7 protein-coding genes and 2 pseudogenes are annotated in these 12,643 nt (G+C 62.8%); 4 read left to right on the top strand and 5 right to left on the bottom strand.

Annotation, left to right across the window (positions count from 1 at the left end; genetic code table 11):
• Positions 1 to 59: 59 nt before the first annotated feature.
• Positions 60 to 1,277, bottom strand: coding sequence for a non-hydrolyzing UDP-N-acetylglucosamine 2-epimerase (wecB, locus tag CUJ89_RS06975; RefSeq protein ID WP_114176702.1), 1,218 nt, complete (start codon positions 1,275 to 1,277; stop codon positions 60 to 62).
• Between the two features lie 1,326 nt (positions 1,278 to 2,603).
• Between wecB and CUJ89_RS06970 the strand changes: the two genes are divergently transcribed.
• The 3 genes and pseudogenes from CUJ89_RS06970 to CUJ89_RS39040 all read left to right on the top strand — a co-directional run.
• A complete protein-coding gene (locus tag CUJ89_RS06970) occupies positions 2,604 to 3,692 on the top strand; it encodes a hypothetical protein (RefSeq protein ID WP_114176701.1) in 1,089 nt (362 codons plus the stop codon).
• 49 nt (positions 3,693 to 3,741) lie between these two features.
• Positions 3,742 to 5,559 carry a glutamine--fructose-6-phosphate transaminase (isomerizing) gene (gene glmS, locus CUJ89_RS06965; RefSeq protein ID WP_114176700.1) on the top strand — a complete coding sequence of 606 codons (1,818 nt, stop codon included), beginning with the start codon at positions 3,742 to 3,744 and terminating at the stop codon, positions 5,557 to 5,559.
• 79 nt (positions 5,560 to 5,638) lie between these two features.
• Positions 5,639 to 5,909 (top strand): annotated as a pseudogene (locus CUJ89_RS39040) (integrase core domain-containing protein); the annotation flags it as partial.
• 312 nt (positions 5,910 to 6,221) lie between these two features.
• On the opposite strand, the gene CUJ89_RS38485 reads toward CUJ89_RS39040, so the two are convergent.
• The gene (locus CUJ89_RS38485) at positions 6,222 to 6,506 is read right to left on the bottom strand and encodes a UxaA family hydrolase (protein ID WP_236654927.1); all 285 of its coding nucleotides are present in this window, start codon (positions 6,504 to 6,506) and stop codon (positions 6,222 to 6,224) included.
• A 134-nt stretch (positions 6,507 to 6,640) separates the two neighbouring features.
• Here CUJ89_RS38485 and CUJ89_RS06950 point away from each other — a divergent pair, with 134 nt between their 5' ends.
• A complete protein-coding gene (locus CUJ89_RS06950; protein ID WP_114176699.1) occupies positions 6,641 to 8,746 on the top strand; it encodes a TonB-dependent siderophore receptor in 2,106 nt (701 codons plus the stop codon).
• A 105-nt stretch (positions 8,747 to 8,851) separates the two neighbouring features.
• Here the strand turns inward: CUJ89_RS06950 and CUJ89_RS06945 are convergent.
• From CUJ89_RS06945 to CUJ89_RS06930, 3 genes and pseudogenes are all read right to left on the bottom strand, one after another.
• Positions 8,852 to 9,076, bottom strand: a pseudogene (locus CUJ89_RS06945) (IS3 family transposase); the annotation flags it as partial.
• 1,214 nt (positions 9,077 to 10,290) lie between these two features.
• Entirely contained in the window at positions 10,291 to 12,042 is a 1,752-nt protein-coding gene (locus tag CUJ89_RS06935; protein WP_114176698.1) for a ShlB/FhaC/HecB family hemolysin secretion/activation protein, read from the bottom strand.
• Positions 12,043 to 12,255: 213 nt separating this feature from the next.
• Positions 12,256 to 12,642 carry a barstar family protein gene (locus CUJ89_RS06930; protein WP_082729036.1) on the bottom strand — a complete coding sequence of 129 codons (387 nt, stop codon included), beginning with the start codon at positions 12,640 to 12,642 and terminating at the stop codon, positions 12,256 to 12,258.
• Position 12,643: the final 1 nt, after the last annotated feature.

Genomic DNA, 12,643 nt, shown 5'->3' with positions numbered 1-12,643 from the left:
GCCGGGCCGGACATTTTCACGACTGCACCAACGGTTCTGAATTTACCGCGTCATCACGTTCACGGCGATCTCAACGCCTGCAACCCCAGCGTGAGCGCGTTAACCGGGAGCTCCGCGGCACCCATCGAAAAACTCGTCGTCTTCGTGGTCGCCCCCGGCGTACGCATCAGTGCGTGAACGATTCGCTCGCTCGCATGACCGTCGCCATACGGATTGCTCGCACGCGACATTTCCTCGTAGGCGCTGTCGCTGTCGAACAGCCGCGATGCCTCGCTCACGATGCGCTCCGGATCCGTGCCGACGAGCCGCGCGGTGCCGGCCTGAATCGCTTCGGGGCGCTCGGTCGTCTCGCGCGTGACCAGCACCGGCTTGCCCAGCGCCGGCCCTTCTTCCTGAATGCCGCCCGAATCGGTGATGATGAAATGCGCGCGCGACATCAGGAATACGAACGAAAGATATTCCTGCGGCTCGATCAGGTAAATGTTCGGCACGCCGCCGAGCCGTGCACGAGCCGGCTCCCGCACGTTCGGATTCATGTGCAGCGGATAGACGAACTGCGCGTCGCGATAGCGGTTCGCGAGCGTGCACAGCGCCTCGCAGAAATGCTGGAACGGCTCGCCGAAACTCTCACGGCGATGGCCGGTGATCAGCACGACGCGACGCGACGGTTCGAGAAACGGAAAATGTGCGGAGACCTTCTCCGTCAGCGCGGCGGTGTGGTCCAGCATGCGTTTGACCTCGTGCAGCGCATCGATCACGGTATTGCCAGTCAGCACGACCGCCCCGCCCGGCACGCCCTCGCTGAGCAGGTTGTCGCGTGCCTGCCCGGTCGGCGCAAAATGCCATGACGACACCGCGTCGGTCACGCGGCGATTCAACTCCTCCGGCCACGGCGACCAGATGTCGCCGCTGCGCAAACCGGCCTCCACGTGCCCGACCGGCAAATAGCGGTAGAACGCTGCAAGACTGACCGCAAGCGTGGTCGTCGTATCGCCATGCACCAACACGACGTCCGGATGCAATTCGTCGAAGACCGTGCCGATCGCCTGAAGAATGCCGGTCGTCACGTCGGTCAGCGTCTGACTTTGCCGCATCAGGTTGAGATCGTAGTCGGGCTTGATGTCGAACAACGTCAGCACCTGATCGAGCATTTCACGGTGCTGAGCGGTCACGCATACCCTGGCGTCGACATCCGGTTGCGCCTTCAGCGCACGCACCAGCGGCGCCATCTTGATGGCCTCCGGCCGAGTCCCGAACACTAGCAAGATCTTTTTCATCGTTATCCTCGTTTAGCCACTTCGCGCCGTATGACCCTGCTCGTGGCGCGAAGCCTGTATTCAGGCGGCGCTTCCCGTACTCGCACGCGATCTGCACGTGGCGGTGTCGCGGGGCGAGCGCGCCGTCCTGTCCGCGAGGTCTCCGCCACGCGAATCGTCGTACTACCGGCATCCCGTTGCAGTTGATCATTCACGTCATGGGTCATTCCCCGCTGTGTCGAGCGTCACGTCTGTTCGTCGCGTCACTCCCCACTAGAGCAATATTCAAACCAGCCTTCCTGCGGCCGGGCCCGGTTCGCGCCGCGCATGCGGCGCACATGCCGCGCGCAATGGAATGTTTCACAACTGCTACGAGCGTCGCATCGCCGAGCGAGCGCGACACGGATAAACATCCGGGCGGTCGTGCGATCCATCGGCGACGTCGTCCGATGAATGGCAAATTCGTGTAGAGCGCGTGTCGAGCGCCCGTTTCGCATCGGACCTCATGCTTCTTTCGAAACGCTTTGCGTCGCTTCGATTCGCCACTTTTGTCTGTGCAGTGCGCAGCATGCAATCGACCGTCCGGCCACGGTCACGAACGGAGGATTTCCCCGACACGCAGCATCGTTCGCGTCACACGAATCGACGGGCGGGAAATGTTGCGAATGTGTAACGCAGATCCCGAACGGGGTCGTTACATCGGAGTTCGGCCCATCCGCTGAATGCAGCAGCGGGCTCCGCCACGCCTTCCCGGCCGATGCACTCGCAACGAACGGCGCGTGACGCCCAACCACGCCAAGCCACACCCGGCAAGGCGGCGCAGGTTAGGCAGACAAATCGCCCGCCGCGTGACGCGTGCGGGCCGTGAACCCGACCGCGCGCAATCGCGCCGCATGCGCACAAGCTGATTCGTCGATGAATCAAAACACGCCGCCGCCGCGCGAGCCGCACCCGCGGCCGGCACCCCGCCCCTTGCTGCGCAGGGCATCGCGGCCGATGGCTCATGCCTTGCTTAATGCCAGACAGGTGCGTCCCGATGTACGTGCACGACAGCAGACAGACGGGGACGCCAAAGCAACGAAGCCGGGAGGCGACACGATGCGTCCGCCCGGGGCGAAAGACAACCGCCCCGCGCGACGAACGTGCCGCCGCTTCCCGTTGACATCCGCGCGATCCACCGGCCGCCTTCGGGCTCTCATGCGAAGAACCGGCTCGTGAGCGCGAATCACGGCACAAGCCTCATGTTCACCATCGCCAAGGTGAACTGAGCCCCAATGTCGACACGCTCGCCGGCGCGCGACGCGGCCAACGCCGCGCCCGGCGACGATTGCGCAGGAGCCCCCGATCATGAATCGGCCCGCGCTTTTCCCGACCGCACGCGCATGCGTGGCGGCCGCCACCCGGCTGTGCCGGTCGTGGCGCGTTGCCTGCTGCGTCGTCGCGTGCGGCTTCGCGCTGCACGCGAGCGCGGCCGAGCTCCAGCTCAACGGGATGTACCAACGCCCCGACGGCGCGATCACCGTGCGCCTGAACGGCGCCGGCATCGATCCTTATTTCGCGGCGAAGGCACTGCTCGCCGCCGCCGACGCACAACTCGACGCCCGTCAGGCGGCACTCGCGTGGATCGCATGGTTGTTGCCTCGCCAGCATCAGGATGGCGGCTTCGATCGCTACTGCGTGAAGAATGGCCAGTACAGCGCATGTGCCGAAGCCGATGCCGACGACGCGATGATGGCGACCTGGATCGAGCTGCTCGCCCGCTTCGCACCACCCGACGGCATGCCTGCCGCGTGGGAACTCAGCCTCAACCGCGCAGGCACGCATCTGGACACGCTGCTCGACAAACCCTCCGGCGTCTATCAGATCTCGTCGACGCTGCACGTCGCGCTGCTGATGGACAACGTCGAGGTACACAGCGCGTTCCAGGCGCTCGCGGCCCACTACGTCCAGCATGCCGACTACACGCACGCGGGCCCGTGGAGCCAGCGCGCCGACCAGCTCGCGTCGGCGATCCTGAAGGTGTTCTGGCGCGGCGCGCAATCCGGCTTTCGCGCCAGCACGCAGCGAATCAGCGATACGAGCTTTTATCCGGCGAAAGTCGCGCAGATCTTCCCGCTCCTGTCCGGCATTCAGGTTCCCGAACAATCGAACGAGAGGATTTATGCGCAGTGGATGCAGAAATACGGCAAGACCTGGCCACAGCTCGCCGGCACCGATTATCCATGGAGTTTGATCGCGCTGGTCGCATTCAAGATGAATGACTGGAGCACGGTCGCGTGCTGGCATGCGCGATCGGGCCCCTACCGGCACGGCGCACACTGGAACGTACTGGAGGAGTCGCTTTATCTGGCATTCGAAAGCCGGATGACCGCCCCTGTCGTGCCCGCTCAGTGCGGATTCACGACGGCGGCGACAACGGAGACCGCGTCGCGCTGACGCAAGCGTGTGCGTGGTCCGGGATAAATCACAGGGAAGGAGACGGGTCATGTGTGGCATCGTCGGCGCGGTCGCGCAACGGGACATCGTTCCGATTCTGATTGAAGGTTTGCGGCGCCTCGAATATCGCGGCTACGATTCATGCGGGGTGGCGACGGTCGTCGACGGCCAGGCGCGCCGCGAGCGCAGCGTATCGCGCGTCGCCGATCTCGACGCGCACGTGCGCAGCGCCGGCCTGACCGGCAGTACCGGCATCGCGCACACGCGCTGGGCGACGCACGGCGCGCCGGCGACCTGCAACGCGCATCCGATCTTCTCGCGCGATGAAATCGCACTCGTTCACAACGGCATCATCGAGAATCACGAAACGTTGCGCAAGCAACTTTCAGACGAGCACTACGAATTCGACGGACAGACCGACACCGAGGTCGTTGCTCACCTGATCCACAGCATGTATCGCGGCGACCTGCTCGCCGCCGTGCGCGATGCGACGTCGCAGCTTCACGGCGCCTACGCGATCGCGGTGTTCAGCAAGCACGAGCCGCAGCGGCTGATCGGCGCGCGGGCCGGCTCGCCGCTCGTCGTCGGCCTGAAGGACGGCGAATGCTTTCTCGCGTCCGACGCGCTCGCGCTCGCCGGCATCACCGACCGCTTCATCTTTCTCGAGGAAGGCGACATCGTCGAGTTGACGCCGAATGGCGCGAGGGTCCTCGATCGCACCGGCGCACCGGTCGAGCGCACGATACAAACCGTTTCCTCCGCGCAGGCCGTGGTCGAACTCGGGCCGTACCGGCATTTCATGCAGAAGGAGATTTTCGAGCAACCGCAGGCCGTGGCCGCGACCATCCCCGATGCGGGGCTGTTCGATCCGTCGGTATTCGGCCCGGACGCCGCGCGGGCGTTCGAGCAGATCGACAACGTGCTGATTCTCGCGTGCGGCACGAGTCATTATTCCGGGCTGACCGCCCGCCGCTGGCTCGAAACGATCGCGCGCGTGCCCGCGCAGGTCGAGATCGCGAGCGAATACCGTTACAGCGACGCGCTCGCGCTGCCGAACACGCTGGTGGTGAGCGTGTCGCAATCCGGCGAGACCGCCGACACGCTCGCCGCGCTCAAATACGCGCAGGCGCTCGGCCACATCGACACACTGGCGATCTGCAACGTGCCGACCAGCGCGATGATGCGTCAGACCGGCCTGCGCTTCCTGACGCGCGCCGGCCCGGAAATCGGCGTCGCGTCGACCAAGGCGTTCACGACCCAGCTCGTCGCGCTGTTCATTCTCGCCGTCACGCTCGGGCGGCTGCGCGGCTACGTCGACGACGCGCAGCTCGCGCGCTACACGATGCAATTGCGGCGACTGCCCGGCGCGCTCGACGAAGTGCTCGGACTCGAGCCGCAGATCGAGCGCTGGGCGGCGGAATTCGCGCAGCACGAGAATGCGCTGTTTCTCGGGCGCGGGCTGCACTACCCGATCGCGCTCGAGGGTGCGCTGAAGCTGAAGGAGATTTCGTATATCCATGCGGAAGCGTATCCCGCGGGCGAGCTGAAGCACGGGCCGCTGGCGCTCGTGACCCACACGATGCCTGTCGCGACGATCGCGCCAAACGACGCGCTGCTCGAAAAGCTCAAGTCGAACATGCAGGAAGTGCGGGCGCGCGGCGGGCAGCTTTACGTGTTTGCCGATGCCGATACGCGGATCGACAACAGCGAAGGCGTGTCGGTGCTGCGGATGCCGGATTACTACGGGCTGCTGTCGCCGATCCTGCACGTCGTGCCGTTGCAGCTGCTCGCGTATCACGCGGCGTGTTTGCGTGGGGCGGATATCGACAAGCCGAGGAACCTGGCGAAATCGGTGACGGTTGAGTGATGAGGTTGGGTAACCCCGGTTGTAACACCGGAAGGTTCTGGAAGGTTCAGACTGGCCCGCCCTGCGCGATTCGAACGTGTGGCTTCGAGATGCAGCAATCGGCCCGACCTTCGTCGCGCCCGGCAGTTCGTCGCAAAATGGATTCGTCGAGAGCTTCGACGGCAAGTTGCGTGACGAACTGCTGAACCGCGAATAGTTCCGTACCCGTGCCGGAGCCAAGGTGCTCATCGAACGCTGGCGACAGTTCAACAACGAGCGCCGCCCCCAATAGCGCATCGCCATCACTTCCTACCAAGGTCCATCGAGCCTGGCCAGCCCAGGATTCAGGTTTTCACCGCTCCGTGGTCTGAGAAAGGGAGGCCGGCATACCCGGCGCACGCTCCGTCAGATAGCGGTGTTTAGGGATCGCCGCCCGTCGCTCGTCATGCGCGACTAATACCCTTGTATGTTTCAGAACCGGCCAGCTATCCCGACTCGCCTTCACATGGCCGAGCACTTCCTTGCCGATGTTGCGCTAACAGGTTCATCTAAGCCATCTTTGTCGATTCTGCGAATTGCTGTCCGACACGTACGACGCTCACAGTCCAAGAAAACATCGTAGTCCTGCCCGGCTACAGGGAAAATGTTACTGGCGGCGCATTGCAATAGGTCGTTCCGCCGCGTCACATGATCTCGCCGCACAGCGACAGCACGAACTCGCGTTCGCCGATGCACTCCTCGCTTCGGGATTTTCGTCCGGATGCGACGTCGAGCATCAGCCGGAACCGCAGCGCTCCCGCTTCGCCGACTGCGAGCGAACCGGTGACGATCCCGCCGCTCTCGAAATCCATGGCCAATCGCATCCGCTCGAACAGGTCGGTCGTCGTCGCGATCTGATCGTCGGTATCGCCGTTGCGCACCGGCAGATCGACGGCGGCCGCCCCGTTACCGGCCGCTTCGCGTCGCACACAAAAGCATGATCTTACGATTGCAAATGCATCTCATTTGCATTAAATTTCTGCACGAATGTACTGTTTGGGACACAGATGCCGGCGCGAAGCCGTCCGCCATGCCCGAACGCGAACCACATCAAAGGACGGGTATGGGCAGGAAAAACTGGGCGGCCGCACCGATGGCCATCGTCGTCGGCACGGCCGGTCTGAGCGCCGCCGATGCGCAGGAAGTGCCGCTGCCCGCCATCGAGGTCTCCGGGCAGCGCACGACCGCGCCGTTTCGCGCGCCCGAATCGACGAGCGCGACGCGCACCGAGACGGACGTGATGGAGATTCCGTTCGCGGTCAGCAGCGTCGACGCGAAACTGGCCCAGACCGTCGCCGCGACGCGCGGCGAGGATCTGTACGACTGGATCGCGGGCGTCGCACGCCAGAACAACTTCGGCGGGCTGTGGGACAACTACGCGGTGCGCGGATTTGCCGGCGACGGAAATACGTCCGGCACCGACTACCTCGTCAACGGCTTCTCGTGGAACCGCGGGATCAGCGTCCCGCGCGACACCGCTAACCTCGAACGCATGGAGGTGCTCAAGGGGCCTGCGTCCGCGCTATACGGCCGCGGCGATCCGGGCGGCCTCATCAGCTACACCACGAAGCAGCCGCAGTTCGCGCGCTCGAACACCGTCGACGTGTCGGCCGGCAGCTACGGCGCGTTGCGCGAGACGCTCGATTCGACCGGACCCGTCACGAAATCGCTGGCATACCGCTTCGTCGCGATGAACGAGAACAACGGCAGCTTCCGCGATACGGTGTCGAGCAAACGCTACCTGTTCGCACCGTCGTTCACGTGGGACATCGGCGCGGACACGACGCTCCATTACGAGTTCGAAAGCGCGCGCCAGCGCGCGCCGCTCGATCGCGGCGTGGTAGCGGTCAACGGGCAACTCGGCGCGATTCCCGCATCGCGCTTCCTCGGCGAGCCGCGCGACGGCGACTTCGACGTGCGCAACACGGGCCACCAGTTCACGCTCGAGCACCGCATCGATGGGAACTGGTCGATCAACGCCGGCTTCGCGCAGCGCGACACCGACCTGTCCGGTCGCTCGTCCGAAGCGTTCGCGCTGCAGCCGGACGGTCGCACGCTGTGGCGCCGCTACCGACAAGTCGCGTTTCACTCGAACGACTTGCAAGGCCGCATCGAAACGACCGGCAAGTTCCGCACCGGCGCCATCGGCCACACGCTCGTGATGGGCGTCGATGCGTATCGCTTCAACTACGATCAGTTCGTCGCGCGCTCGACGCCGAGCGCCGCCGCGCCTTATTCAATCGACATCTTCGATCCCGTCTACGGCCAGCCGACGCCGACGTTACGCACCGCGACCAACCTGCTCGAGCGCGACGACGGACAAGGCGCCTACGCGCAGGACACGCTGGCGTTCGGATCTCACTGGAAAATCCTCGCCGGGCTGCGCTGGGATCGCTTCCATCAGTCGGTCGAGAACCGCCTGAAAGGCGTGACGAGCAGTCAGCTGCAGACTGCGTTGAGCCCGCGCATCGGTGTCGTGTACGAAATGAGCCCCGCGCTGTCGCTGTATGCGAACACCGCGTACTCGTTCCGGCCGAACAACGGCGCCGATGCTGACGGTCGTGCATTCGACCCGGAGAAGGGGCATGGCTACGAAGCCGGCGCGAAATGGGCCGGGGCTCGCTGGCTCGCGACCGTCGCGGCGTTCTACGTCAACAAGCGCAACGTATTGACCGCCGATCCGGCGAATGCGGGCTTCTCGCGCGCGGCCGGCGAGGTGCGCAGCCGCGGCGTCGAATTCGAATGGAACGGCGACCTGGGCCACGGCTTGCGCGGCATCGTCAACTTCGCGTATGTCGATGCCGAGGTCACACGCGATGCCGTGCTCACACCCGGCGCGCGCCTCGTCGATATTCCGCGGCTGAGCGGCAGCGCGCTGCTCATGTACGAAACCGCGCTGCCGTTCGCGGACAAGGCGGGCGTCGGCACAGGCGTGATCTATGTCGGGCGCCGGGCCGGCAATACGGCGAACACGCAGGACGGTTTCGAGCTACCCGCCTATGCGACCGTGCAGATCAACAGCTACGTGCAAGTCAACAAGCACCTGCGCGCGTCGGTCGTACTGAACAACCTGTTCAATCGCACGACCTATGTCAGCTCGTACAACAGCCAGTGGGTCACGCCGGGCGCGCCGCGCAGCCTGTTCGCATCGCTCGCCTACTCGTTCTAGGTCGAATCGGTCGCAGTCGAAAGTGTTTGTCAGTGAGAGCAGCCGGTCTCACTCAACTCGAAGCCGCTCGTCCGTCGCCGTTCGCGGCGCTCGATGCCGTTATCGAAGTGAAACGTGACGGCGGTTGTAAAACGCTTCGATGTATTCGGACAGGTCAGCCTTCGCGTCCTGATGCGTCCGGTAGCGCTTGGCGTGAACCCGTTCGTTCTTCAAGCTGTTGAAGAAGCTTTCCGTCGGGGCGTTGCCCCAACAATTTCCCTTGCGGCTCATCGAGCAACGCATGCCGTAGGCGGCCAGTTTGCGCTGGAACTCGTGACTCGCATACTGGGCTGGTTCGAGCTCAGCAGTATCCCAACAAAGCCCGCTCGTAGTGGGCTTTGGGGATACTCGGGAACTAGGTCGGCCGCCTCGTCGGATCGCCCCCTTTCCCACTCACCCATTCTTCTGTTGTCTGGCCTAGACTCGTCGTAGTCGCCGCGCGCCACGATTCCAACGGTCAAATCACTTCCCCTCGTGATCATAGCGTCGGCGCAACATCGGATCGCGCGTGATTCGCAACCGAAAACAGTTCGGGCACCATGCGCCGCGATTGACCACCGTGTTGGGCATTGAGTCCCACACATGCCCGTGTGCGCACTGCCATGTCAATTTGACTCGATTGCCGTGATATTCGGTACTCAGACATCGACCACCGCGCTCCGCAGCAACCGCCTGCATGTCCTCTATCGTTCGGCGCTTCGCGAGATTGGCGCAATGCCAACACCATGCCCCGCCAAGCACTAAATGCCCCCACGTCGTCCATTCATGTCCACGTGCGCATCGGAATCGGTACTTCGAGTTTGTCAGGTGATACGCCGTCGAGAGAAGCTGTCCGCCGCGTAACGCCGCTGCGGCCTGCAATCGCTGGAAACCGTTCGGATCACGTTGCTGTTCTCCGTGTCTGATTCGTGCACAGTGCGGGCGCCATCCACCGTCGACGATTCTGTGAGCCACGGCTGTCCATCGATGGCCCTCGGCACACTCCCATTCGTAATGGGCAGAGATACCAATATACGTGTCAGTCAGACAGCGACCGCCGCGCTCCGTCGCTGCCTCATGGAGGCGTTTCAAGCCATCGGAATGTAGGAGACAAGCAGCCAACTCAACTTTTGCGCATCGTGGACACCCATGACCGTCTAGAATCTTGCGAGCCTCAGTAGTCCATTCGTGTCCAGAACGACAGGTGAAGTGTTGCCGCGCCGTTTGACCGAGATAGGATCCCTCATGACAAACAAGACCGCGTTCACTCAGCAACTCCTGAAAGCGGCCCTGCACGCGCACTTGCTCGCACTGGAGGCAAGTTATCGTGCCTCGCATCGCGACAGTGCCTATGCGAGTGAAGTCATGGCCCGATTCGCAGCGGAATTCATAGTAGGACTTCAGCCCGCGCCATTTGAGCGTCAGAAGCGTAAGCCCCCGTTCGGTGGCAATCTCGACCAGACGGGCATATGCAACATCGGGCTTGCGACGTGTACGTGTCGGAGAAGTGTCTTGGCTCATTGTCTTTAGAACTGAGCAGTCACCTGAAAACCGAGCGTCACACGTGCCGTCGGAAAACCCGACGGCTTGTAGACAGGTGTGCCGGCAAATAGGTCGTAGCCATATCCGCCGAACCGCGTTGCGACACTACCCTTGACACCAATCACTGCGCCGGCGAGCTGCGTGCCAACCAAGGCAACCGGCTCCGGCCCCCAGACCCGACCGTAGTCGAGACCGGCATAGGCCGATAGCCCGGTCTGCGCGATCGGTACTTGCAATTCATTGCGCCAGTAGAAACCGCGTGACGCCGCCAGCAGAGTTTCGCCATCGAATCCCCGCACCGTATAACGGCTACCGATCGTGATGCTATCGAGGTACGAAACCGTATTGCCGGTGTACTGGCCATGAAAGGTCGTCACGTATTTGAACGGCTGCGTACCGATTACGAACGGTGTCGACAGATTCGCATCGAGCACGATCATCTTGAATCGGTAAGTCTGGCCGCCGTCCGCCGCGAACATGCTGTCGGTCGAGCCGAGCCAACCGAGCCCTTGACGATAGGCAAGCGAGCCGTCGAACTGCGCCGAGCCGAAATAGTGCCGGTCGTTCAGGCCGAACTCGAGGAAGGTTGCGTTCTGGTGCGACGACGGTATCGTCGTGCCTTCGATGTAGCTATCGCCGAAGCGGCGCGTCAGGCGAACCTGGGCACCGAATACATCGCTCCGGCTGCGTGTCAGCACACGATTGAGCCTAAAGTCGACAGTCTTCATGTTGCCGCTGGCAACGAACGTCTGGTTCACGGCCGCGAGCGGTTGAAAGTACGTGCTGGTATAGGCTGATAGGGTGCCGGTCCAGTATCCCCAAGGAACCGAGTAGAACGCGTTCCAGCCGTGCGAACCGAAACGCTTGTCGCCAAATTCCAAGTCCTGGTTGAAGCCGACGTTGAAGATGTCGTTCAGGCCCAGTGGGTTGTCGACGCCAAGCGATACGTTGCCTTGCAGTCTGCCGGTCGCGCGCGTGCCGGAATTGTCGATCGACGCGACAACGGTCCACGGCTTTCCGCGCTTCACGTCTAGCACGACATCGCTCTCGCCCGGCATGTCACCCGGTGCGATCCGCATCGACACGTCCTGGCTTGAGACGCGCTTCATCTGCTCAAGCCCTTGTTCGATGTCGCGCAGGTTCAACACGTCGCCGTCGCGAGTCGGGAAAGCGGTCTTCCACGTTCCGCGCAACTTCTCGTCGTTGAAACGCACGTGGCGGATCACGCCCGGAATCAGAGCAAGCTTCAGTGTGCCGGTGGACAAATCCTGCTCGGGCACGAGTACGCGGGTCGTGATGTAGCCGCGTGCGAGGATGGCCTGCGACACGCCTTTAACGATCAGGTCGACGCCTTGCTTACCGACGCATTGGCCGGCGTAGTGCGCAAGCCAGTCACGCGCAAAGGCGAAGCGATCCATCGGCAGGGCTGACGCGCCTTGCGCCTTTGACGCGGCCGGTAACGAGTCGGGCACGTCGAGCGCGAAACGATCGATTCGAAAGCACGGCGTTTCAGTCGGCAATACCGGATAGGCTTCCGGGCGTGGTAAGTCCGAACGCACGCCCGGCGCTTGCACAGTGGCGTCGCGCTGCTGGGCGTCACGGCGCTGTTGCACCTGCTGATTCTGCTCCGCGTTCGCGCGGGCGGCGGCGGCCTGGTCGTTCGGAGTGGGGGCCAGTTGGGCCCGTGCAGCGAACGAAATGAAGACGAAAAGTGACCCAAATGCTAACCGCCTCATAATTTCCCTTTTAAGATTGGTCACTTTTGGTTAGGAATGTATTTGACAAATGCCCGAGCGGACCCAAGATGCGGTGGAAGCGGTAAGACCGGCATAGCCAGAAGTCCTACATCAACAAACTCATCAGCTTTTTTGCAATCCGTTTTGTATGAGGCTCATCTCCATCAAGCCCCATGTGCTCGGATTCAATCCATCGAAGATGCTGGTAGCCGGCTATCCCTCACGCAGCAAGCGTTCTACGGTCTCCTTGTCCGACTCGGCAAATACGACCTCGAAGCGATGTGCTTCGTCTGGACGCCAATCGAGAGCTGAGTCGCGCAGCAAACGCAGATATATCTTGAGCTCTGACTGCTGCAACATCGGGAGCTCTGGATGGATCAACACGATGTCGTGTTCGTTTAGCCAACTGAAGTCACGGAAGCAGTCAAACAACGCATCCCAGTTGAAGCCGAAATATGCCGGAAATGCGAGCAAGGACGCGAGCGCCTCAAGCAAGCCACTCTTCGTTCCGATTGTCGAGGGAAGCATGGCAACGAATGCGTCTTTCGGGCGATAACCATTTGGTTGTGCCTCGTAACGAAACGGGTTGACAATTGTCATC

It is taken from the genome of Burkholderia pyrrocinia (assembly GCF_003330765.1).
Taxonomy (GTDB): domain Bacteria; phylum Pseudomonadota; class Gammaproteobacteria; order Burkholderiales; family Burkholderiaceae; genus Burkholderia; species Burkholderia pyrrocinia_B.
This window is presented reverse-complemented; position numbering and strand designations above follow the sequence as displayed.